Genomic DNA, 25953 nt, shown 5'->3' on the forward strand with positions numbered 1-25953 from the left:
TGATCATTCTACTTTATTTCAACTCATTCACTTCTTTAGTGATTTGGTCTCCACCTTGATCATTCCACTTTTCAACAAAAGCATCGAACTCTTCAATCGGGGCACTGCCCATAATAATTTTCAAGAAGGTTTCGTCTTCAATTTTCTTTAAATTGGTCCATTTTGTTTGCATGGTTTTGGTCTGTGCCGTTGCAAGACTCTTCACATAATTGATGTCCGCATCCACAAATGTTGAACCGCCATTCAAATGCGAGTAAAGATGAGTGAAGAAGTCCGGATCTTTTTGTTGATCCCAATATTGAATGTCATAGTTGTCAAAAGGCTCTGTTTTCACATTCTGAACATGGGAAGCAAGCTCATAAGCAAACCCGTAATTGAGCTTATCCACTTCTTCCAGCTTCATTTCTCCTGTAAGAACCTTTTGCGTGGATTTCACAGCATACTCCAATTGATCGCCATGACCCATGATGAGGAACAAAGGAATCTCCTGAGATGTCAATTCTTTGCCTACCGCTGTTTTATAGCTCTCTTCTTTTTCCGATACATGAATATTGAGCATTTTCACAACAGCCTCTGGATGCTTGTAGCTTTTCTTCACAACGATGTACGAACTTCCGGTAGTTTGGTTAGAGTTAAATTTGCCCGACTCATCCACTGGCGCGGTGTATGGTCTCCAGTTGGCCTTCGGATCGTTTTTCATTGAATCCGTTAGATTGTACGGTGTCCACCATGGACCGAAGAAAATACCTGCTTGACCGCTGGTTATTACCTCTTGCGTGCTTTTTCTCAAACCAATCTCTTTATCTAGAATGCCGCTCGCGTACCAATCCCGCAGCTTGACCAAAGATTCCTTCGTCTCAGCAGTCGTAGAGCCGTATACGGCATTCCCGTCCTTATCTTTAACCCAGATACCCGGATATGCATTATTAGAGAAGAACACCGGTGAGAAGTTCATGAAATGATCGCCAGAGGAAAGGAAGGTAGAATAAAGAGATCCACCTTGCTGGGTGCCCACTATGCCTAACGTTTTGTCTCCACCCATTTTGTTATCAATAAAAGCCTTAGCGATTTTCTCAAGATCCTCTAACGTCTTAGGAGCTTCCAAGCCTAACTTATCAAGCCAATCCTTACGAATCCATGTCATCGGTGCCGAAGGCAATGTTGTTTCAGGCAGGGCATACAATTTGCCGTCAAAGGTAACGCCTTCGAGCAATCCTGCATTGGATTGATAGATTTGCTTCAGTCGATCTGCCCCGAATTTATTGTATACTTCTGTCAAATCCGCCAGCTGGTCGGCTTTAACCATTTGTCTTAGCTGTGTTTCGTTAACCAGCATGGCATCAGGCAAATCATTGCTTCCAATGGCTAAGCTTATCTTTTGGGCATAATCGGCAGTTGCTGCTTCCCACTCGTGTTTGATTACAATGTTATACGAATCCTTCAGCCAACGCGTATATAGGTTGTTTTCTGCTGTATCTTCGCCTTCGTACTTGTAAGTCGGATCAATTCCCCTGCCTATTGCCACTTCAATCGGTTCTGGAAATTTCTCCAATGGGTTAACTGCCACGTCTGTCTCTGCGTTGTTGCTTGCTTGGTTGCTTGGTTGGTTGCTTGATTGGTTGCTTGAATTATCATTTGGCGTATTGCTAGCACATGCACTCAAACTTAGCGTAACAACAAGCCCGACCGCCAAGGTTTTGAAATTCTTTTTCATTTTCTTTCCCCCTACTGCATATTTAAATGATTGTTCTCTGCTACTACTTGATTATAATCCCTCGCAGGTGTGGTGCGTGTTAGAGGATACAAGGGGAATAGGTTGAATATACGATGAAAATAAAAAGACGCCCGAAAACTGTCTACCCTGTTTTCGGACGAATTTCTACCTAGACTGCAATCCTATGCAAATAGCCCTTATCATACCTGTTTGTTAGTCTGTCTATAGTCACTTGGCAGAATGCCTATATGCTCTCTAAATAAGCGGCTAAAATACTTTTCATCGTTATAGCCTACCTGTTCGGCAATCCACTGTATGGTTTTAGTCGTGTTTGTCAAATAATGCTTGGCTCTTTCCAGACGAATATCCCGCAAATAATCCGTATAGGTTTTGCCTACGATTTGTTTGAAGCACTGGCTGAAATAGCTGCTGCTCATATTGACAATCTGCGCCATCTCTCCTGCCGATAGAGATTGATTCATCATTAACTGAGCCATATTTGCAGCTTTTGCAATGCTATTCTGAATTTCCTTGGAGTATTGGGGCTTACTATTAGCCTGATGGATGGCATTCCTTACGTTGCGTAACCAGCTTTCAAATTGAGCAAAATATGCAAATGAATCATCCATTCCAATGGGATCCATCAATATTTGCTCATACAATCTGTTCCATTCATCTGACAAGGAAAAGAATAGTCTTGTTAATCGAATTGGCGGAAGCTTTATTGCTATTAGCTCCTGAAGCATTTTTTCAAAAGCTTGATCCTCGTAAATCCAATCCGGTGAAAGCCACTTCCGCTTCAGCTTATTTAAGTCGTTATCGGCATTCTCTCCCAAAGTTGAAATTGAACCATTATGAACAATCGGAATGGACTGCATGGGATGATACTCATAAAAAAATTCGTTCCTTCGGTAGACGCGAGTAAGCTGCACGATTGATTTCCGATCCAGCTCCTTCAAATCACGAAAGAAGATTATGGCATTATCCGAACATGAGGTTAACGATTCCGGTGGCAAATAAGTCATCCCCCATACTCCCACATCCAATTCTATAGCGCCTTTGGGCAACGTTATATCCATTGACGAGTCGTCGCCTTGTTGATTCAAGATGTAGATAACGTATAGTTCATCGACTTGATCGAGATCATCCCGATGACTGTCGTATCCCGTGGATTTTTTGGTATCGAACAACGAAGAAATTCTACCCAGTACATCTTTAAATTGTTCCTTCTCTAGTTGTGTCTTAGCGATATAATCAATTGCTCCTAGCCGAAGCGCCTCCTGCACATATTCGAAATCCTGATGCAGGGTCAGTACGACAATTTGGATATTCGGATGTATCCTTCTAACTTCCTTCATCAACTCAATACCGGTCATGACCGGCATGGACAGATCTGTTAGCAATAAGTCTACCTTGTTCGTTTCCAGAAACTGCAGGGCGTTCTCGCCATTGTTGGCCTCCCCTACCACAACCATCCCAAAGTCCTGCCAGGGCATAAAGCTGACTAATCCCTTGCGAACGATTTTCTCATCATCTACAATTAAAACCTTTATCATCGTTTTAGTTCTCCTCTAAAGACTGGCAAGCTCAACGAAACGACAGTCCCTTTACCGATTACGCTTTTAATATGAAACGTTGCTTGCTCTCCGTAATTGGCTTCCAGTATTCGTTTGACATATTTCATTCCGATGCCCATCCCTACTTTCTGACTGTCCATGGAATCATCATTCAGTAATTGCTCGATTTTTTCTGGCAGCATCCCGGCTCCGTTATCCTCAATCGTAATTTCAAGCTCATCGTTTAACCTGATATCCACATGAATATATCCATCATCGCTTACTCCGTGATAAAGGGCATTCTCTACTAAAGGCTGGAGAATAAACCGTGGAATCTGCAGCATCATCGCATCGTCATCGACATCGATATCCACATCGAATTGAAAATCGTACCTGATTTTTTGAAGCTGCAAATATTCTTTTAGCGCATCTATTTCCCCGCCAATCGTAGTAGCCTCACCCGATTTGCCCAGATTGTATTGCAGAAGCTTATTCAAGGAAAGCGCCAGCTTGTCGATCTCCTCCTGTCCATTGATCATCGCAAGCCAATGTACAGTGTCTAGCGTATTCATTAGGAAATGAGGATTAATCTGATACAATAGCGTTTCAACCTCTAAGTTCGCTCTCCTCTTTTCTTTCTGTTCAATTTCTTCGTATAATTCCCATATCTTTTTTTTCATGGCTCGGATCTTTAACAGCAAAAAATCAAATTCAGGTATATTGGTTAAATCCGTATTTTCCTTGGAGCTCGATTGCACCAGTGTTTTAATTTCCATATTGAATTTCTCAAGCGGTTTATATACCATTCTTGACAATAATAAAGCGAGAATGACTGCCGCAAGCTCAAATATTAAGAAATAAACGGTTATTTGGAAATACCATTGGTTTTTTTCCTGATTCAATACCTCTTTAGGCAATATGGAAACGATGCTCCAGCCTTGATTGCTCGTTTCTTTATGCCAAATATAATGTCCATATGATCCTGACACGATCTCAGAATTTACCGTCGGAAACATACTGTTTAAAGGGAATTGCTCTTGGTCTTGGCTGAACGTAATTTTTCCTTCATTATCAAGAATGAGCAGCCGTCGTGACTTATTGGACGGATTGTCGGAATTAAATAATTTGGCGGTGGCATTAAACCCCGTTTCTATATACAAATAAACATCCTGATCCTGCCAATTGACCTTTCGCATTGTACTAAATACTAACTGATTAATCGACCTGTTATTGCTTTTGTGCGGGCCGAAATAAGTAATCTCAGGATATATCGCCATAACGGGCAGTTCATCCGGATTAAAGGGATCTCTGACCGGGAAATTTTCAAAATCATACTCATTGGTGTTCTTGAAGTAATACATAGTTAAACCTATATTAGGATTCGAAAAGGTGATCACATTCAGCTCACTCTTCAGCTCGTTCCGAATTCTTATACGCTCAAATGGTTCGGTTTCATACTGCAGCTGCTCAAGCAGCTTGTTAGTTCCACCACCAAAAGTGATTTGTTGCAAAACATGATTTAAGTTATTTAATGTATTTTCCATCGTCAGTACGTCTTGTCTTAAATTGCTTTGAATGGAACCTTCGACTTTATTGACAAGTATGGAGTTAATCGTAAATAGCGATGCGAGTCCCAGACAAATAAACGGAACCAGAATAATGAGCGTGAATATCGTAATAATTCTGTTTTTAAAAGTAAGTTGTCTATAGCGTTCTAGTATGAAGTTTAGCTTCATGATGTCTCCCCCCCCAATCTCTTGAAAGTTTATCACGTATGATTCAAATTTAATAATAGAAAAACAATAACCCCATCCACCTTACGGTAATGGGATTATTGTTACAACTGCTAGGTATTCAAAAGCTTGGAAATCACATTTGTTGCTTCAGAAGAGCCTATCCACTCGCCTAAGCGGATCAATAAGCTCTTCATCGTTCTATTCCATCTTATAGCTTATTGAACAAGTTCAAGATGGCTTGCGCGGCTTCGGCGCGGTTGGCGTTGGAAGCAGGATCGAAAATCCCGTTTCCTTTGCCTTGCAGAAGTCCTGCAGCGATAGCTTTATTCACTCCTTCTACTGCCCATGAAGAGATGCTTGAGCCATCCTTGAGACCGGCTGTTTCTTGAATAGTCGCTGCAATTGCGCTGTTCTTGTACTCATAGGCGCGAACGAGAAGTACCGCCATTTGTTCACGGGTGATCTTCGCGTTTGCATCGAATTTGGTCTCCGATACTCCCGTGACAAGCCCCGCTTCATAAGCAATGGCAACTTCCTTCGCATACCATTGGCCCGCTTGAACATCATTGAACGGAACTGAGCTTGCAGCATCCGTCAAGCCTAAAGCTCGCACCAGCAAGGATGTGAATTCAGCGCGAGTTGTATGTCCGTTTGGTGTGAAGAGTGTATCGCTTGTGCCGTTAATGATATGCTTCGCTGCTAACATCTCCAGCGTCCGAGCAGCCCAGTGGTTCGAAGGAACATCGGTGAATGACTTCGAGTATTCCAGCACCGCATATTGGCTCAGATGCTCAAGAGTAACCGTCACTGTATTCTTGGCAGCATCTACGCTGCCTCCTACATATTCCCACTCTTCGCTTGCTTCATTGTAATAATAAATGCCTAGAAGGTCTTCATCAGCCTCATTGTTATACGGCAAGGAAATTTCAACTCCGCCACCTACATAGCTGATGTCGATGACTTGGTTGTTGTGCTTCAGCTTAACTGTGATGTCGTAAACCACGCCCGCAACCTCCACACGCGCTTGACCACCTTCAGCTGGAGCATTCGCGCTATCACCCGTTGTAACTGGCGCAACGGTTACTTCAATACTAGCCCCGGACGGATTCCCCGCCGAAGTCAGCCATTGCTTCAGCGCAACCGCTTGAACCGTTAGAACTGCATTCGTTGCTTTTACTTGCAGGGATAGTCCACCGATATCCTGTACAGGAATGGACTTCGATGTGATGCCGCTGCCAAGCTCCACAATCGCTTTGTCTCCAACCTTAATGACACCTGTTGGCGCTGGAGTCGATGGTCCTGGGTTGCTAGGAGGATTCGTTGGCTCTGGGTTGCTTGTTGTCTGGCCGCTAATCGCAATCGACCTCGTTCCCACGATGCCCGAACCGTCGGCTGCCGTCGCCGTCACCGTTACGGTGCCGTCACTTACAGCAGTTAACAGACCCGACTCATTGATCGTTGCGCTTCCTGTTCCATTCTGGGCAGACCAGGTGACTGCTTTGTTCGTTGCATCTTCCGGCAGCACCTCTGCTGTTAGTTGAAGTGTACCACCTTTTGTTGTGATCGCATCATTACCGCTAACAAGGATCGTTTCAACAGGTGTAGCCTCGATTTCCATCGACCTGACGATTACCGTAAAGGATTTCGTATCCGTTACTTCACCTTTCGTTAATGTTGCAGTCAAGGTAACAGTGGCGTCTTCCGCATCTGCTAATGGACGAACAACTGCACCATTTGTACGAATGATCTCCGCATTGTCACTTGACCATGAAACGGTGACATCATTTAATCCTGTTGTTGGAAGTGTCACGTTTTGTGTGACATTAGCTGCATCGTTACCTGCAGCGTAACCCACCTCGAGGGCTGCCACTGCCGCTTTCACGCTGGCAATGTCCAGATCAGCTTTGAGAATCCAGTGAGCGTATAAGTTGCTGACGGACGCGGTCGACCAGTTGCCCTCAAATACTCTGACGCCGCCACTGTTGTAATACTGCTCGCCATTTCCGCCAGTGTTTGCGTAGAATCCTTGGAAAGAATAGTCAGTCCTTTCTGGTCGGGTGATTCCGAGCGGAAGTTTGCCGCCGTAGGTGACCGATACACTTTCCATACCGCCTGACCCACTCTGAGGATCCAGCGCAATACTGTAGGTATTCGCCGTAAAGCGGGCGTAGAGGGTCAAATGGCCGACGGAGTTGATAGCAACGCTGGTGAGCCTTGAGCTCGGCAGGAATTCCGAATCAGTATACCAGCCATTGAAGCTATATCCCTCCTTGAGGCTCGGCTCGGCCAGGTTAAATGTCGGCGTTTCAAAGGAATAGGCGACCTGTTGGCTGCCCGGCATAACGGCTGATCCTCCACCGTCCTTATAGGTGATCGTGTAGGATACAGCCTCCCACTTGGCGAAGAGTGTTGTCGCCGCCGTCACGGTATCAGAGCCAAAGCTCCATGCATTATTGTAAGCCGAATCCTTGTACCATCCCGCGAAAGTATAACCGTTTCTGACGGGCTGTTGTGGCGCTATGATGCTGCTGCCGGCAGCTACGTTAGGAATGGACATGACCGAACTGCCGCCCTGAGAGTTGAACTGGACCAGGAATTTGTCGGCTTCCAGCTGGATCCATCCGGCGTAGAGAGTCATAGCGTAAATATGACCGTCGCCGAGAGTGTTGACCACAGGAGCGTTGAAACTATACTCCTGCGTGAAAGCCGCATCGGTATACCATTTTCCATCGAAGAGATAACCGCTGCGAGTCGGGTCGGTTGTCGGCCGAGTTGCTTTTTCCCCTTCACGAACATATTGATTGACGACCGAGCTGCCGCCCGACGTGTTGAAAATCACGCCATTGCGCCCCGGTGGGAATACGTTGCTGCCTGCGAAGCCGATATTGTTGCCTGCGGCATAGGCCGTGTCCCAGTTGGCGCCAGTGTTGATAGCATAGCCTGAAGCTCCAGTACCATAAAAATATAATTGCTCATTATTCAGCATTGAAGCGGTAATTGCCGGTTGCCCGCTTTGTTGTCCAGTGCCCGAGTTGTTTTGGGTATTGAATATAATCCCGCCTACGGCAGCCCGAGGCATACTAATCTTGTACCAGTGCGTGTCGACACCATTATATTTCAATCTCGTCATCGTACCGCCAGGCCATCCGCCGAACAACTCAGGGTTGTACGTGTAGGTCCTCACTCCGAAGGTGTGGGTACCCCAGGCTTGGAAGTTCGCATTACGATTGATCGACAAATAAACATTGACATGTGTTGGCTCTGCGACCGGCGGAGTGACCGCTCCTACAGGCTCGACTCTTGTGTAGGTAAACGCTTTGGTGATCCAATCTCCTTCGACTGCCCGTCCCACCAACGTGACGGTAATCGGCTCGTTGTAGTTGCCTTTCACAGTGATGATATCATTATGAGCAAAGCTCACAGCATCGCCGTTATTAATAGCGTATCTGGCATTGGTCACATTGACGGCGGACATTCTAAGCTTGAGCTGATTGCCGGTAAAGCTGTTGCCGGCAAGCACATCGTCATCGCTCGGCAAAGCGGCCAGAACGGCGGAGGCTGCGTCCTCTTTCTCCATTAGAACAACAAGGCCGGGGTTACTTCCGGTGTCTGTGTTGTTGGCTTTTGCAGGGTTGCCGGGGATGGTCCCACTGATCCTGCCGTTTGATACGGTAAAGATGTTGGTCGGATTCAGTGCGTTAGCATAGTAGCCATCCTTTAAGAAATTCACAGGCACACTGCCTAGAACACGGTCGGTTGTGCTGGTGTTGAGCAGCACCGCGCCGCCGCCGTCCGCAAGTGTGCCGCGCTCGATCATAACGGCATTGTTACCGAGGCTTACCAGATTCTCGTCCCGTCCCGTCATCGCGTTGTGGAACTTGTTGACGGCCACGACTTCGGGATGGCTCCACTGAGGCCGGTTATTGTCTACGTTGTTTGCGGTAAGTACGCTTGTTCTCTGGCTGCCGTCGGCGTTGACGTTACGGGCAAAGAAGAGAGGGGAAGCGTCCTTGCGGGCGGCAATCATGGCCCAGCCCTGCCTGATCTGCTTCGGGCTGAAGCTCAGGGACTCTCCTTCGTTGTTGTAGGTGTCGTGGGATTCCACCCAAGGTACCAGCCGGTCGGCCGTCAGGCCCTCGGCCGCGTAATCCTCCCACTTGTCGAGACGACCGATGTCCCCTACCTCGAGGACGCCACGTACATCATGCCCGTACTTGGAAGCAGTCATGTCGATATACTTCGCATAGCCGGCCATCCTGTCGTTCTTGGGGTCTCCCCCTTGCAGCACCTCGCCGTACTGGAAGTTTACTTTGCCTTTCTCCTCCAAGTAGGCCTTGGCGGCGCCAGTCACATTTTTCACATAATCGCTTTTGAACTCCCCTTCGGGATATCTCACATTCGTTGCGCCAGCGGCAATGCTCGCTGGGGAAGGCATGTCGTCGTCCAACTCGATGTGCTTGATGGCGTCATAGCGGAAGCCGCTCGCGCCAGCGTCGATCATATCCTTTAAGTAAGCGATGTAGGAATCTTGAACAAACTTGGAGTGCGTGTTCAGATCCCTCAGCCCGCTGATCATGTTCGGCTGGGTCAGAAGAAAACGGTCATTATAACCTACGCTGCCGCTCACCTCGTGGAAATGTGTGTTGTCATTCCACGGGGCATCTGAGTTGCCGGTGCTGCCCATGTGGTTAGGTACCACATCGACGATGACCTTGATGCCGAGTGCTTCGGCAGCGGTGGTCAGGCTGACAAACGCGTCCCTGTTACCGTATCTATTGCCGTTGCCGCCAGCGAGCATGTTGGTGGGCTGATAGGCAAAATACCAGTTGGTTCCAGAGGCGCTGCCCATGATGGGCGAAGTCTGTATCGCCGTGTAACCGGCGTCAGCGATGGCCTGTAGGTTTTCTTCTATGACACTTAAATTCCAGTCAAAGGCGTGCAGTATAGCGCCATCCCGGATGCGTTCCGGGATAGCGCTGCTCGCTGTGGAGGCTGCTGCTGTTACCGAAACATCCGTTAAAGATTCAGCCTGGGCCGTCGGCATGGCAAAGACCGAGGCCATCAGCACCAGAGTGAGAAGCAGACTAAGGAAACGTTTTCGGTTCAGTTGATTTGTTCGTTTCATGGAAATGTTCAATCCCCTTATTGATAAAATGATAATGATCAAATAAAAATAACTTGTGAAAAGGTCGTTTCACAGCATACTATTTCACGGAAAATGTAGACTGTTGCTTAAATACTGTGCCATGTACATCACCACTCTCGTAAAAATAGCCAGTTGTAACCGCATTCAAAAGAGGCTATTCGATTACTTCCGCATTATCGTGATGCTCCCACTTCATCACCGACATTTACATACAACCCGTGGTGAATATATTTCCTTCTTAAATATATCACTGCTAAAATGATTCCAAGGTAGAGAACGGTTGCGAGTGTAGACGATTATTATGCGAAAATAAATTCGCTTACGAAAATTATCTATCTTCTTTTCATCTGAATGCCTAACTCAACCCGTGGCTCATACCTGTTAGAGATTGATTTCGAATGTGGATGATTATTCAGCTATATGAAGGTAATAAAAAAGCAGGCAACTGTGATCTACACCCCATTGTTAGTCGTGTCTAACAAATGGGGTGCAGTTCATACAGTGCCTGCTCTATTAAATATGTTATCTAATTTTATAAAAAAACGTCATTATACAAAAAATTCTACATCCATTCGCTTAAAAACCTTAACTTCTTAAGCTGCTCCACGCTAAATACATGCATACAACCGCTACAATGAAAAAGGCGCCAGATACTTTCTTATTTCTTCGCATCTTTATTCCGTATGAACCGAAGAAGATTGCCGCGGCTAATTTGGAAAGGCTTTGATAATAACCTTGGTCTGAAAAATATGAGCTGCTAAATACAATCGATAGAAGCAAAGCGGATAGGATGATTACTTTGAACCAAATCGGTTCGCTTAAAAATTGTCTATATATCGCTTTAATTGGTTGCATATAGGGAAGCTTCCTTTCTCATATGTCTAACTACTTTTATACTTCTACACCATTTAAGACTAAACGAAGAAAGCCTAATATGGTCAAGATCAATGATCTTGATCATATCAGGCAATTTTAGCTTTAGCTTAATCAGACAAATCCTTTGAACGATTTCAACTCAACACAATCCGATCGATTGCAACCCCCGCCTCACTTCAGAAATATCACGTCTACTCCAACAGATCCGCAATATTTAGTGTGATACCGTTATAGGTAGCATATCCGTAGCTTTTGGGCTTTCCATCTGCATCAGCATCAAATAACAGTCTGACTGGCTCAGATCCTATAAGCGCCGAGAATGTCGCCCTGAAATTCATTTCTCCTTGCTTGGAGCCGATCAATTGAAGGTCAGTTTCATAGCGGCAACCTTCGGTTGCGTTATAATGGTTCTTCTCATATCCATTATAGAAATTTTCGCCGTCATCACTAAAGTTGACAAACTGCGCCTCCGTCTTGCCCGAGTAACCGGAGACATACCGGAAATAGTTCATGTATCCGGAGTGTTTACCCGCAATTTTCCCTTCGATATTCGGATTAACGGAATCCAAGACGGTCAAGTCCATTATACCATACGGGATATGATCAGTAGTTAATGTAAATGGTACAGGAGGTTCCGGCTTATAATCCGGCAGCATCGCTGTCTGGAGCCGCATTTGCGAGCCGTCGCTGCCTCTAACCATTTCCGGCCACATGACCCGTTTCCCGTCCGGATGCCAGGACATAGGCGAGACATAAACCCAATTTTGCTCATCCGTTGTCAGCTGTATCCCTTGATAGCCTTCTTCGTGCATGGAACGTTGAACGTCAATCAATACCGGACCGATATTCCCTGGCCTGAATTTACGTACTCCATCTACTGCATACATATATTGAAAACTAATCATCCCCAACGAGGTATAGATTCCGTAGGGCCTAGGCAGAAGTCCGAATATAGCCGGATCCGTATGCTTCGAGAACCTAGTGCTCATAACAATTCCCAATCGTTCATCGGGAGAAAAGATAGTGGTTTCATCATATCCGGGGGTATTGGTAATTTGCGTAAGATTGTTGGAACTCAAATCCTGCACGATGGTATCGGTGGTACTGTTATCTTTCCCCCCAACGACGGATATGGCATTTCCTCCCTGAACAAACTGCTTCACTTCCCCTCCCCGTAAGGGGCTTGGAATGATAAAGCCAGGATTGGCGGGGTCATGCTCAAAGGCATTTATGTTGTTAATAAGCTGTATGTTTTCGATCGTATAGTGATCCGCTCTCCGTTCCAGCACGCCTATCGCTACTGCAGCACTAAGATCTGCGCGGAGTATCGTCCAACTCATATGCTTATTGTCAGGCGCGATGATGACTTCCGACCAGTGATGGGTTGTGCGCGCAGCTTCCACGAGAATCGACGGGTATGCGACGGGAACCAACGTTGCGCTTGTGCAGGTGTCAATATCGGGCACGCATTCGAGCACATAATCTCCCAGCAGCACGCGTGTATTATCCTGATAGGGCATATACCGAATCCCGTTAGCCTTAGGTTTTTGTGGAATGACGCCAGAGAAGATCGCCCTGAAGTCCGTTCCATCATCATTGAGAACAGCCAGATTATAAAAATCGGCAGTATGAATATCCTCCTTTGTCTTATACGAAACCAATACTTTTCCGGAGTATGTGTAAGTACCTATCAACAAATTGACATTATCCGGCATTGGGACAGTATCTACCACTACTCTTCCGATTAAAGCATCTCTTTTTTCCATAAAAATCGCCTCCTATTTTCACATTAGTTTTACAGAAAGGAAAGGCACGACCGGGGGCGACCTAAGAAGCCGATCGCATGATCTTGATCGTATAATAGCGGGCATATTGCAAGTCTCGCGACATAATTTTCAAACGAATTTCGTTCTCTCCGTCTTGAAGCTGCAGCTTGCCCGCAGGGTCGGCCTTCACTTGATTAACCGCCGCCTGAATTGTAGCTTCGGGGTCTGTCGTTATCATGGATAATGATACCGTAATGGCTTCAGCAGGCACTTCCAACGAAAATTGTTTGATGAGGTTATCGGCAGAAGATATCAATGCTTTCTCCACCACAGAACCGTCCTCCGCATAGGAAAGCTTCAACTGCTTCAGATAAACATTCGCTAGTACAGGATCCTTAACGCTCTTCTGCGCTTCATTGCCTGCATCCGTTCCTTCCGTCTGAACCGCCGATCCGTCGTATACGACTTGACTCACCAGCCTGGCATGGATAACGGAACGGCCGTCCTCGTAGAGCGACTCGTCGCAAGTGGATAACGTCAGAATCTTCTCCTGCGGTCCGAGCTTCACTCCATAATCATGCAACGAAGCACTCTGAATTTTGTCCAAGAATGCGGCAAATTCCTCGTCATTATCGAACAGCGTCTGTCTGTAATTATCTTTCGCGTCCGCCGTGTACACGGAGAACACTTCATATTCCAGACGCGTATGGAGCAAATCCACATAAATCTTCGTTTTGTTCAAGTAATCATCCGGAGTACTATGATAGTCTCGCAAATTGCCGAACATCGAGAAATTGCGCATCGCATGACCGTAAAGAATGATGTGGCTCTGCAACGCCGTCGGATCATTTAAGCCTTCCATGAAGATCGATCCCGCGAGGGAAGCATTTTTATAGAAATCATTGTGCAAATAGTATTCATTGTCCCCCGACCACATGATCGGGTAATCAATCGGCTTCTTAAAGCCGGGCATGCTGACCCAACCGACCATATCTTCGTTTAATGCGTGGAGYTTGCCGTATTGTTGCAGAATGCCTTGTTCGTTTAGCTGATCCCGACTGCCGGAGCTCACTTGGTAAGGAAGCGTTGCTTTCTCAGTAAGCTGGGAGATCGGTACCGGTTCACTCTTCCGTTCTTCTTGCTGGAAAGTGTCCGCCAATTGCTTAGATGACTGCAAGGCCTCCACTTGAGAATGAAGCACCTGGTAGGTCAAGTCGGATGAACGATATTCCCAAAGCCTGCTCACGATTTGAAAAACAGCTAATAGGAAAATGATCATAAACAAACCGAAAACCAACCTGTGCCACATCTTGCTCCTTCGCGGTATATCCCGCTGCGTGTTCGTCATTCTCATCACACGAGCTCCTCTTAGTGATTCGCACATCATATTCGTATATCAATAGGCCAAGTCACTGAAAACCGAATCCTTGCCTGGGATCCGGCTTTCTCGCAAGTCATTATTTGAGGCCGCCTAAGCTTAAGCCGTAAGTCTTTTCCGACCCATTGCAACCATGCCGATCAAAGCAATACCTGCAAGGACAAAATACACGAGCATACTGCTGTCGCCGGTTTTTGGATTCTCCGATACGGCTTTCGTAACCGAATCTTCTGCGGAAGCAGTCTCTTTCGATCCGGAATTGTCAGCGGAAGACGCTCCGTCTTCACCGATGCTGCCGCCTGCATCTTTAACTACGTTTTTCCACAAAGTTGCGAGGGCTTCATATACGCTCAACCCTTCAACCGGTTTGGAGGACTTAACGACTTTCGATCCATCAAGTGTGCTGTTCAATTGTTCTTGGTATTCATCGATTTCAGCCACTTCAGCTTTGAAAGCATCCCGTTGATCTTCAGCCACATAGTCCACAAACGAAGCTCTCATTTTCGTTTCGCCGCTATACTTTCCGAAATCAATGCTATTAACCTTTCCATCGGCTACTGTCAAAATCACTTTATAATTGCTGCCATCCTTTGCAGTCTCGCCGCTCGCTACAAACACGCCGTCTTTCAGACCGGTCGTAGACGCTGCGCTCGCAAACGCGGACACATACAACATCATGCTAAAAATCGCCATTGCCAATACGAATGCTTTAGATACTCGTTTCATATAAACCCTCCTTAGATTTGACAAGCTCTATAACGCTTGTTTACTTCCATATCATAGCTTTCGGAGAATTTGGCAACTAACACTTTGACGACTTCCGTGATAGCGTTTTCACGACTTCCTCCAGAATGAAATATTAAAGGCTTGAGCCCCAGATGGAGTTCAAGCCTTCTTGATTGACTAATCTTTTTTAATTAAGGTAAGTTCTTTATTAATGGCGAATAAGAGCTTGTCCGGGAAATTTTCCGGCGCCATGCCTGCCAACATGTCAATCGTGAATCCTTGCATCATCGGATATTGCGGCACGTCCCTAAAACCTTCTCCAATATACTTATTCAGGACGATTTCCGCATCTTTATTTGCAAACAAATCCTTGAACGTGCAACGGGTGGAATACACATCGTCTGTAATCTGTAACTCTGCTAACTCTTCTATGCTCGTTTCGGGCAGCTCGAACCAGTTTTTGGCTTCTTTTCCTTGATCCGCAACCTGCGGCGCCTCATAACTTGCATTCGGCTGTTCCGCTTTATTAAACCATGCAACATCATGATAAGCAGCAAGAGCGTCGCTTGCCGCCGCACGAATTTCATTCATGCCTTCAGCTAGCACGATATTCTCGAAAATAAAAACTTTCTCTTCGCTGGACTTGGATTGCAGCTCTTCGCCGTTCAAATAAAGCGTAACCTTATTGCAATTCGAATAGACCTTAACCTGTATGCTGTTCTCCGCTCGATCCACAAAGCGCTTGCTCGTAATATGGACGAATTTCTCGTCAGACCAATGGGCTTTGTACAGATAGAAAGCATCCTTCTTAATCTTTCTATCGTAGGTGACCAGCCCTTTGTTGTTCCTTCCTTTGACTCCGCCTTCATCCCTGATATTGGCTCCGAAATCAAACATATTCCAAACGTACGTTGCCCAAAGGAACGGTTTTTTCTCGAAAATTTTCCAAGCGACTTCATGGTACAGCGCATGGTATTCCTCGGTGTAGTCTTTCACCTTCGGCTCGGCGCTGTGATATTGCACGATCCCTTCTACGCCGTATTCGGAAATACAAAGCGGTCTGTCGGGATTGATTTCATGGAACTTGTCGATCCACGGATCGAAATCTTCCGTCTTGCCGTGATACCAGCCGTAATACTTATTGTAGCCGACCACGTCCGTCATGCGGTTGAATTCGTCTCTCTCGTCGACGAATAGAACGTTGGCCATCGTTGTCAGTCGGGTAGGATCTTCTTTTTTGGTCAGATCGTTCAACTCTTTAACGAGCCTTCTAACCTCCGGACGTTCTCCGCCGATTTGAATTTCGTTTTGCAGCCCCCAGAATATGATCGAAGGGTGATTGAAATTTTGTTTGATCAGTTCCAGCATCTGCTGCTTGGCATTAAGCCCTTCCACTTCGTTCTGAGACATGATCGAAATGAAAGGTATTTCCGCCCATACGACCATCCCTTCTTTGTCGCACAAATCGTAAAAGGTTTGGCTGTGCTGGTAGTGGGCGAGTCGAAGGGATGTCGCTCCAATTTCTTTGATCAATGCCATATCTTCGACTTGCTCTTGTTCCGTTATTGCCCAGCCCCTATCTTTTCTGTCCTGGTGTCTCGATACGCCGTATAACGGCAAATGCTCCCCGTTCAAGAAGAAACCCTTCTCGGTATCGACATGGAAGTACCTGACGCCGAACGGAATCGCGATCTCGTCCACCGTGTCGTTAAAGCTGGTCATCGATACGGTGGCTGTATACATGTAGGGATTATTTCTTCCGTTCCAGAGGGTCGGATTGTCGATGACGCATGCCAGTGTTTCTGTTCTTGTCTCGCCCGCGGCCAAGACGACTTCCTTGACTGCATAAGTTACGGAACCTCCGTCGGCATCCGAAATGGTTGCCCAAAGTCTAACCTTTTTCTCCTCGTCGCCGTCATTTACCAATCGGGAATCGATTTTGAGAGCGGCCTTTTCTTTCGATATCTGCTCCTGTACGATGTAAACGCCGCTCGAGCCGTAATCCATCGCGTCGAAATGAACCGGATTCGTTACAAGGATATTCACATCGCGGTAAATGCCGCCATAGAAAGTAAAGTCCGCTTTCTGAGGATAGACGTCGTCCACGACCGTATTATCGACTTTAACGGCGATCACGTTCTTCGATCCGAAAGCAACGTCCTCCGTAATGTCGAACCTAAAGGTGGAGTAACCGCCTTTGTGCTGACCCACATGCCGACCGTTCACATAGACATCGGTAATGCTATTGGAACCGTTAAATTCGATGAACACTTTCCTTCCCTCTTCGGAAGAATCAAGGGTGACCTCCTTTCTGTACCAGCAAGCGCCTTGATGATATTCATATCCGTTAGCCCCGTCGACCGCATTCCAGGTGTGAGGGAGACGCACTTCGCCCCAATGGCCGTCTTGGTAAGATACGGCTTCAGCCTGCTCCTCGTTACTGCGTATAAAACGCCATGCCTCATTGATCGGACTGATCTTTCTCATTTTATTCGCTCCTTCAGAGACTCTGTCTCCATTAAATTAGACGTTCCATTTAGAAAAAAATCCCCTTACGATACAGGAGCGGATTCCCGCGCCTGCCTTCGTTAAGGGGAACGATGTTCCTCGTTTAATAGGCCGTCCAGCCCGCATCCGCTGGAATCGTCGGAAGCCAGGAACAGCGCAACCTTCGCGATGTCTTCCGGTTGACCTAAGCCTGGGTTGATGCCCATGCCGATCTGCGCGCGCTCCGCGCCGAATAGATTCGGTGCCGTTAAGGACATTGCGATATTCGTAGCGACCGCGCCTGGCGCGATCGCATTGCAGCGTATGCCTTGCGTCGCATACTGGAAGCCGACATTCTTCGTGAATCCGACGACGGCATGCTTCGAAGCGGTATAGGCAGCGCCTGCCCGCGAACCGAATAATCCACCGGCCGAAGCGATATTCACGATGACGCCCTTCTTCTGACCGATGAAGATAGGAAGAACCTTCCGCGTCGTCCGCATTGGACCGGTCGTGTTCACGGCGAACACCTTGTCCCATAGTTCGTCCGTCAAGTCTCCCGCAGGAACGAAATTGTCCATGATGCCGGCATTGTTGACGAGAATGTCCACCGTACCGTACGTTTGAACCGTGGTGTCGATCAAGCGCTGAACGTCTTCTTCGACGGCGACATTGGTTGCCGTCGCGATAGCCGTTCCACCTTTCGCTCCGATCCCCTCGACCACTTTACCGGCGTTATCGACGTTCACATCGGAAACGACCACTTTCGCGCCTTCTTCGGCGAAGAGCTCCGCGATTGCTTTGCCCATCCCCGATGCCGCTCCCGTGACGATCGCTACTTTACCCTTAAGTTTCATCTGTTCAACCTCCTTAGTTCCGACACATCGAAATACCTGATTATTTATCATTTATTATTCAATAGCAGCCAAATCGGCAACGATGAGCGCCAATGTTTCCGCAGACACGCCAGCTTGCGGGAATGCTGCCAATTGGCTTAGCGAGAAGCCGCCAGCCATTCCGGTCATCGGGTTAGTCGAAAATCCAGGGAGATGCTTGTCCACTACGGCTTTCGCCGCATCATTCGCCAACAAATCTCCTACTTTGGAATTTTGATCGAATTTCATTGTCGTATTCACCTCCTTAAGTCATGCGATAGTTTGCTTGCTAACTATAATGATATCCCTTTGATCCAAGCCGGACTAACAGTTAGACGACATCTCGAATGACACTTTCACGACTTCTGCGCCTTCTTTATTGGTAGCCGAACAACTGGATTTTCAGCAACGTAGGCTTCTCATACCGCATAATCGCAACCTCGTCCCCATTCAGCCTCCGAGTCATTTGCCAATTCCCTTGTTCAAAACGTCCTTCTTCCAGGGATAGAATATCTACGTTAGGCTTTGCCGGATTTGCGGAGAACGGGAAGATGGCACAGCCGTTGGCAATGATATAAAACTCGTCCGCGGTCTTCTTCAGCACAAGGCACACCCCGTCTTTCCGAGTCAAAAGGGGCATATTCATCATCACTTTGAAGCCATACTCCCCGAACGTCATCATGTCTTGTTCCGGACGCTCGACGATCGTGGCCTGCAAATCCGATGTCCCATATTTTTCCGTCAATAACGGCATCATGCTGCTGATCGTTTTGTTATACCATGCGTATTCCTCTACGTTTTGAGGCGTTTTCAAATTGGGATCGGAAACATCCACGCCGAACAGATAGCTGTCGATGGCCGTGAACGCCTCTCCCATATCCTCGAAACCGAACGGAGCAAATCCGAGCGCATGATAATGCCCTACCACATATAGCAGCCTCGGGCCCGCGTAGCTATGGGTCGCCGTCTCTGGAATAAAGAGCGGGTTGTCCATCTTGACATACTCGTCGCACACGTCGCAGAAGTTTGGAACATAAATATCAGGTGCGATTATATCCACATGAGGCGCGCAGTATTTCCACACTTCCATCACCCGAGACACCGGACCGCCGCTCGGATACTTCCCGGCCTTCTGACCTTTGTCCAACCAGCAGTTGGCCATCATAGGCAGAAAATATATCTCCTTGCCGGCTGCCGCTACTTTATCGATATAACTTGCAACGTGATACGCGCTGAACAGCTCCTCCGCTGCATCTCCGAACACCGCCTGCCAGCTGCCGCTCTTAGCGCCATTCTCGACGGCCTGGCGAACATCCTCTGCCATGGTCCCGATTTGCGTATTCATATAATCGACGAACAACTGCGGGACGTCCGCTTCGAACAGGGCGTCGGCCGCATCGGAGTGCTCTCTTGCCGCCCCTTGCAGCCCCGGTTCGTTCTCCACCTGAATCAACATAACCGTTTGCTCTTTTTCATCCACTTGTTTGATATGCAGCATCAATTTCCGGAAAGCTTTGGCATCCGCCGCATTCGTTGCTTCGCAAAGATAGGACAATGTCGTATAAGGCATCCCATGGAAATCCTTTAAATTTGTTTTTTTCTTGCCTTTCTCGACTTCCGCTCTTTGGAAACGTTCCATGTCCGTCTTGACCCATGAAGGCGCATAATAACACTGAGCGTTCTTCCAAGCGCCAAACCACAAGAAGCCAATTCTCATCCCATGCCTTCTCGCCTGGCTAATCAGCTCGTCCACCAGTCTGAAATTGAATACGTCTTCTTCGGGCTCAATCATTTCCCATGTCACGGGCAGCAATAAACTGTTCAAGCCAAGCTTGACAGCCTTGTCCCAGATCGGCTCCATATATTCGGCGGAAGAGGAGCTCGAGTTGTGGACCTCTCCTGCAAGCATAATAAACGGTCTTCCTTGATCGATTAGCAGATGTTGTTTTCTTTGCTGCACTTGATTCATCATATAAATAAATCCCCCTTTTAAATGATGTTAGTGGTGTTTTAAGACTCCGCCATCTCGCGAAGAATCGCCAACAACTGTTGCTGCACGGCGGTATCTCTTGCAAGACGAGGAAGAGCGGCAGGCCGCTTGCTCAGTTCCGTTCCGATGCCAGAATAAGAAGCCGTCAGAACGGTGACCAGGCGTCTTGCGCTCGGATTGTCATTCATGTTTTTATCCATCCCCTTTTGTACTTTGTTTCATCATAGCTTCTTGCCCCCCGGCGGACTAACGCTTAGACGACGTAATGAATAACACTTTCACGACTAAAAGAAAAAGAAGCTGCCGCATTAAGCGACAGCCTCTTCCTCTGTTTAACCGGGCTGATTACGAAATTCCGTCGGCCCTGTTCCTACATACTTTTTGAATATTTTGGCAAAGTGAGAGAAGTTCGTGTATCCGACCGAAGAAGCGACGGCGCTGACGGACACGTTCGTTTGAAGCAGCAGCTCCTTCGCTTTATTGATTCTTTCCAATAGGACATAATCCGAGATCGAGTATCCCGTTTCTTTCTTGAAAATTCTAGATAAATAATCAGGATTCAAATATACCTGTTCAGCGATTGTCTCTCTGGACAAGTCTTGATCCATGTTGAGCGCAATGAACCGTTTGACGGTTAGAACGACCGTATCGTTTTCCTTGACCGCTTCCGCTTGATACATGGCCTTGTTAACGGCATGATGAACCCAGACAATCATGTCGGTAACGGAACGCCCCGCCAGCTCCGATAAGCGTCTTGACAGTTCATCCCCGAATAACTGGTGAGCCTGGATGCCATTCGTGTTCAGAAACGTATATAAAACCTGGATAAAGTTCTGACTAAATCGATGCAGCGTATCCGCATTGATATCATGACTGCTAACGAGTTTGTCGAGGTATTTTTCTACTTCGTGTTTGACGGCTTCCTTCGTACCGGTTTTCAGCAATGAAGACACAGCGCCGAGTTCAGGCAGTTCAGCCGGGGTATCCGATTGCTCCACATGGTCGAGTGGCAGTACTCGATTGACGTACGCAACGTTATTCCGGTCGCGCTCCCGCAGCGCCGCGACCATTCCGGCTATCTCATGCGCTTCCGCGGAACGTCCCAAATAACAGGATTGGTTGCAGTAAAAATACCGATGGCAAGACTCCACGTAAAGACCGGCGGCTTCCCTGATTCTTTCCTCGTTCCAAGGGCTGTCCCTCTCCGACATCAAGATCACGAGCAGAAACCCTCTGTCGAGCTGGAAACAGATTCCGTTGTCGTGGCTTCCGATAAGCATCTCTTCTGCGGCATTTTTCAGCGCGTATTCCAAAATCTTTTCGTCTCTGCGCTTCATTTCCTTGTTCCAGCGCTGGATGGAAATCAAGATGGGGAAGAACACTGAATCATCCGTAATCGGGATATGATGCTGCTCGACCTGCTCCCGAATCGCAGCCTGATGGCTGGGAAACGTATGATGGATCAAATCCATCCAGAATCGTTCGATGATGAACGATTGATGCTTCTGCCACAATTGATGGAATTTAACGTTGCGGGTGTTTTCGCTGTTCTTGACGATGACGGCCTGAGCCTTTCGAATCGCGTTCTCCAGCTCCTCCGCCAGCACCGGCTTAAGCAGATAGTCAAGACTGCCAAGCGTCAGCGCTTCTCTCGCGTATTTGAAGTCGGCATGGCTCGTTAGAAATATCGTGACCGTGTGCGGATAATGTTCCTTTACCCAGGTCAGCAATTCCAGCCCGTTTCCTTGCGGCATCTCGATATCGCATAACAGAATATCGATTGTTGCGCTTTCGAACCATTCTTTCGCTTGCCTAATATTATTGGCGGTATACAATTCCGAGATCCCGAGTTTTGGCAAATCGAGATCCGCTTTAACGCCTTCAATGGCATGAATTTCGTCGTCGACGATGAGCAAGTGATCGTTCATTGCTTGACCTCCATTAGGGGATTAATCGGGATAACATAGAATACAGAAGCGCCTCCGCTTTCCGAATCGTTGGCGAAACGAATGGTTACGGAATCGCCATACAATAAATTCAACCGTCGCTGAACGTTCCATATTCCGGTATGCTCTCCTCGTTCGTTTTCGACGCTTCTGCCCGACTGCAGCTCGCGAAGCACCTCATCGCCGAATCCGCTACCCGTGTCCTTAATGCTGATCTTCACCCAAGTTCCGCTGTCTTCTTCCAAAAAGTCGATCCTAACGGAAATATGGACAAGCCTGTCCATCGTAACCGCGTGTTTAATCGAATTCTCGACGAACGACTGAATGGCGAGGGGAGGAATCGGCGTATCCGTCAAGTAGTCCGGAGCTTCGATGGACCACTTCAGTTTCTCTGGAAAACGCAACGCTTGAATACCCAAGTAGTTGCGGGTGTGCTCCAGCTCGTCTTTCAAAGGGACGAATGTCGTATTGCTTCTGAACATGTATCGGAAATAGTGAACCAATGACCGCGTCAATTTCATCGTCAGTTCATAATTTTTAACCTTGGCCAAGTTGTAAACGATATTAAGCGAATTGAGGAAAAAGTGAGGGTTAACCTGCAATTGCAGCCGCTGCAGCTCTTCCTTCTGCTTATTTATCTGTTCTTCATAAACGTTGACGCGAAGCGTTTCGATTTCCGACATCATGGAGTTGAACGATTCTCCCAGTATTTTGAACTCCTCCGAACCGCCTTTGTGCATGTCGACCCTAACGCTCCAATCCCCGCTTCGGACCTTTTTCATCGAGATTAGGACCCGGTATAATGGCACGAGTATGGCCTGCCTGATGAAGTACAGCCCGATCGGGATAAAGAAAAGCGAAGTAGCAGAAATGAGCCATATAATCGACTGCAGATACGGCAGCCGATCCAAGATATGGTGATCCGGTATGACGGCAACCAGCTTGAAATTGCCTTTGGCGGAGGGTGAATCTACAATCAAATATTTCCGTTCGGAACCGGTCAAATAATAGTCGCCTTCACTTTGGTGCAGTTGTATCCCGTTCTCGTCGACAAGCTCTGTATCCGTAATCGGTTCTCCCCGGTCATTCGCGAGTAAAACGCTGCCCCCTTCCCCAATCTGAAGAGATTGGATCGGCGCCATCAATTGGTCGGTTCTCACCCAGCCTCCCAAATATACATTGCCGGATCGGACGATATCGAATAGATAATCGATATTCCCAATACGTGCATACTGCCATCCTTGCGGTGTGTTGCCCGTTAGCCCGCCGGATCGAATAAGATCGGAAATATAATGTTGGATGAGCTCCTTTTCCTCAATCGTTAAATTTTGAGTCTTATTCACGTCCATAAGCTCCTGCCTTTTATCCGCGTAAACGAAAAATGAACTTAAGGAATCATATAAAGGAACGTCCTTGCTCAGCTTATTGAACAAAAACACCTTCGAGCTGTAATAATCCGCATCCGTTTCGGCCTGATCCAGAGAAACCAAATCAATGCCCGATAACATGGAGTTCAAATAAACATCCACGTCGTTTAATCCAGAATCGATTTGGTTCATGTATAGAGTCAGCATGTTTTTATAGGAATCCGCGACCTGCTCCCTAACGACATCAATCGCATAAAAGTTGTTGTATAACAGCATGCCAAGCAGCGGTCCCGTCATGATTAGCACGCTTAAGATTAATTTAAAATTCAGGGAACCTCTTAACCTCAACCACCCGGGTGTCTTCATACTCTTGGCTCCTTAATCCGTTTCCTCCATCTTATACGAAATGAAAGTCCAAGCGCCACAACCTCGTGCAAGGCTGCGGCGTTTGGACCTCTTATGCAATCAGCTTACCCTTTTACGGCACCGATCATAATTCCTTTAATGAAGTACTTTTGGAAGAACGGGTAGGCGACCAGGATCGGCAATACGCCGATGACCGCAATAGCCATCTTAACCGAGTCAGTCGGCATCTGCTGCATAGCCTCTCCCGCGTCAGCGGTCAAATTGGTCGTAATAAACTGAATATCCTGCATAATTCGGTTAAGCAAATTTTGGACGCTGAACAGCTCGGGGTTGGTAATGTAAATCATCCCGTTCTGCCAATCGTTCCAGTACATGATGGTGGTAAACAAGCCGATTGTCGCGACGACGGGCGTCGACAGCGGCAGGACGACGGACCAAAGCGTCCGGTACTCATTCGCTCCGTCCAGCTGTGCCGATTCGATTAATGCCGGCGGCACGGTCGACTGGAAGAACGTTCGCATCATCATGATATAAAAACCGTTCGTGAGCAGCCCCGGTACGATAAGCGCCCAAATCGAGTTTTTTAAATCGAGCAATTGGGCGTACACCAGGTACGAGGGAACGAGCCCCCCATGGAACAGCATCGTAAAGAAAATAATGAACATGAGCAAATTGCGGTGCGGTGTTTCTCTTCTGGATAGCGGATATGCCAGCAATATCGTGATGGCCAACCCGACCACCGTACCAAAGACCGTAACGAATATCGTAATACCGTAAGCTCTGGCGATGTCCGAACCTCTGTCCAGCAAATATTCATAAGCCGACGTACTGAACACTTGAGGAATAAAGGAATAACCGTGCGCGGTAATCGCATTCTGATCCGTCAAGGATGCTGAAATGAGCAGCAAGAACGGAATGAGACATACAGCAGCGAATAGAAACATAGAAACATGGCTGAACCAGGTAATAAATCTATCTTCGTTTTTCATATTAGGACCTCCTTAGAACAGTGCATTATCTTTGTTGGAGCGTCTTACGACAAGGTTCGCCACAATGACGAGGATAAAGCCGACGATGGATTGATAGACGCCCGCCGCCGTGGACATTCCGATGTCGCCTGAGCCCATCAGTCCTCTGAAGACGTAAGTGTCGATCGTGGAAGTCGTTTCGAACAATGCCCCGGAATTCATCGGCACCTGATAGAACAATCCGAAGTCGGAGTAGAAAATTCGTCCGATATTCAGCAGCGTCAGCATGGTGATGACCGGTACGATAATCGGCAGCGTGATGTGGCGGATTTGCTGCCAACGTGTAGCGCCGTCAAGTCTGGCCGCCTCGTAATATTCTTCGTCAATGCCAAGAAGCGCTGCGAAGTATACGATGCTGGAATACCCGATGGCCTTCCAGAAGTGGACCAAGGTCAGAATCCAAGGCCAATACTTATTTTCCGTATACCACGAAATCCCTTCCTCGATGCCGAGCCATGGCAGCACCGTCCTGTTAAGAAACCCCGTATCCGGGCTTAAGAAAGCAAAGCCGAGATAGCCGACGATAACCATGGAAATCAGATGCGGCAGTGTGATGATGCTCTGGTACGTCTTAACCAGCACCTTGCTCTTAATTTCATTTAGCAGTATCGCGGCTGCCAGCGAAAGCACCGTTCCTAGAATAATGAACACAAGGTTATACAGAATCGTATTGCGCGTTATGATGTACGCATCCGTAGTTTTGAAGAGGTACTCGAAGTTGGCGAATCCAACCCAATCGCTCTGCAGAATGCCTTTGGCAAAGTTCACGTCCTTAAATGCGATGACGATTCCGAGCATTGGGAGATAGTTGTTGATTAGAATGTAAAGAAGACCTGGAATCATCATAATCAGAAGCGGCGCATATTTCCGATATTGGGTTTTCCTTTTCAGTGGTTTCTTTACTGCTTTTTGGGCATTTACCGCGGAGGCTTGTGCCATTGTCGTTCCCCTTCCTGTTCATCTGTTTTCTATTTCTGACTATCCTTATCATACGGG

The 25953-nt window shown here is 47.3% G+C and carries 15 protein-coding genes and 1 pseudogene; all 16 read right to left on the minus strand.

Annotated elements, in window-relative coordinates; genetic code table 11:
- Nucleotides 1–13 precede the first annotated feature (13 nt).
- The 16 genes and pseudogenes from AB4Z29_RS25930 to AB4Z29_RS26005 all read right to left on the minus strand — a co-directional run bounded on the left by AB4Z29_RS25930 (nt 14) and on the right by AB4Z29_RS26005 (nt 25896).
- Complete coding sequence (locus AB4Z29_RS25930; protein WP_441945867.1) at nt 14–1714, minus strand: extracellular solute-binding protein; 1701 nt, start codon at nt 1712–1714, stop codon at nt 14–16.
- Nucleotides 1715–1914: 200 nt separating this feature from the next.
- Nucleotides 1915–3270: a response regulator transcription factor gene (locus tag AB4Z29_RS25935; protein WP_441945868.1), complete on the minus strand. Its 1356-nt coding sequence runs from the start codon at nt 3268–3270 to the stop codon at nt 1915–1917.
- On the minus strand, nt 3267–5006 hold the full coding sequence (locus AB4Z29_RS25940) for a sensor histidine kinase (protein WP_441945869.1): 1740 nt from the start codon (nt 5004–5006) through the stop codon (nt 3267–3269). Before AB4Z29_RS25940 ends, AB4Z29_RS25935 begins: the two co-directional genes overlap by 4 nt.
- A 208-nt stretch (nt 5007–5214) precedes the next feature.
- The gene (locus tag AB4Z29_RS25945) at nt 5215–10131 is read right to left on the minus strand and encodes an InlB B-repeat-containing protein (protein WP_441945870.1); all 4917 of its coding nucleotides are present in this window, start codon (nt 10129–10131) and stop codon (nt 5215–5217) included.
- 1088 nt (nt 10132–11219) lie between these two features.
- Nucleotides 11220–12794, minus strand: a complete 1575-nt coding sequence (locus AB4Z29_RS25950; protein WP_441945871.1) for a hypothetical protein — start codon at nt 12792–12794, stop codon at nt 11220–11222.
- A 61-nt stretch (nt 12795–12855) separates the two neighbouring features.
- On the minus strand, nt 12856–14148 hold the full coding sequence (srtB, locus tag AB4Z29_RS25955) for a class B sortase (RefSeq protein ID WP_441945872.1): 1293 nt from the start codon (nt 14146–14148) through the stop codon (nt 12856–12858).
- Between the two features lie 123 nt (nt 14149–14271).
- Nucleotides 14272–14898, minus strand: coding sequence for an LPXTG cell wall anchor domain-containing protein (locus tag AB4Z29_RS25960; protein ID WP_441945873.1), 627 nt, complete (start codon nt 14896–14898; stop codon nt 14272–14274).
- A gap of 177 nt (nt 14899–15075) precedes the next feature.
- On the minus strand, nt 15076–17385 hold the full coding sequence (locus tag AB4Z29_RS25965) for a glycoside hydrolase family 2 TIM barrel-domain containing protein (protein WP_441945874.1): 2310 nt from the start codon (nt 17383–17385) through the stop codon (nt 15076–15078).
- A gap of 124 nt (nt 17386–17509) precedes the next feature.
- Nucleotides 17510–18242 (minus strand): annotated as a pseudogene (locus AB4Z29_RS25970) (SDR family oxidoreductase).
- Between the two features lie 54 nt (nt 18243–18296).
- On the minus strand, nt 18297–18509 hold the full coding sequence (locus AB4Z29_RS25975) for a hypothetical protein (protein ID WP_441945875.1): 213 nt from the start codon (nt 18507–18509) through the stop codon (nt 18297–18299).
- 127 nt (nt 18510–18636) lie between these two features.
- Nucleotides 18637–20232: a GH35 family beta-galactosidase gene (locus AB4Z29_RS25980; RefSeq protein WP_441945876.1), complete on the minus strand. Its 1596-nt coding sequence runs from the start codon at nt 20230–20232 to the stop codon at nt 18637–18639.
- A gap of 38 nt (nt 20233–20270) precedes the next feature.
- Nucleotides 20271–20438 (minus strand): hypothetical protein, encoded by a 168-nt coding sequence (locus tag AB4Z29_RS25985; RefSeq protein ID WP_441945877.1) that lies wholly within the window; start codon nt 20436–20438, stop codon nt 20271–20273.
- A gap of 144 nt (nt 20439–20582) precedes the next feature.
- On the minus strand, nt 20583–22178 hold the full coding sequence (locus AB4Z29_RS25990; protein ID WP_441945878.1) for a response regulator transcription factor: 1596 nt from the start codon (nt 22176–22178) through the stop codon (nt 20583–20585).
- Nucleotides 22175–23929: a histidine kinase gene (locus tag AB4Z29_RS25995; RefSeq protein WP_441945879.1), complete on the minus strand. Its 1755-nt coding sequence runs from the start codon at nt 23927–23929 to the stop codon at nt 22175–22177. Before AB4Z29_RS25995 ends, AB4Z29_RS25990 begins: the two co-directional genes overlap by 4 nt.
- Before the next feature lie 104 nt (nt 23930–24033).
- On the minus strand, nt 24034–24918 hold the full coding sequence (locus tag AB4Z29_RS26000) for a carbohydrate ABC transporter permease (protein WP_441945880.1): 885 nt from the start codon (nt 24916–24918) through the stop codon (nt 24034–24036).
- Between the two features lie 12 nt (nt 24919–24930).
- Nucleotides 24931–25896 (minus strand): ABC transporter permease, encoded by a 966-nt coding sequence (locus AB4Z29_RS26005; protein ID WP_441945881.1) that lies wholly within the window; start codon nt 25894–25896, stop codon nt 24931–24933.
- Between the last annotated feature and the right edge of the window lie 57 nt (nt 25897–25953).

It is taken from the genome of Paenibacillus sp. 2TAB23 (assembly GCF_052115165.1).
Lineage (GTDB): Bacteria > Bacillota > Bacilli > Paenibacillales > Paenibacillaceae > Pristimantibacillus.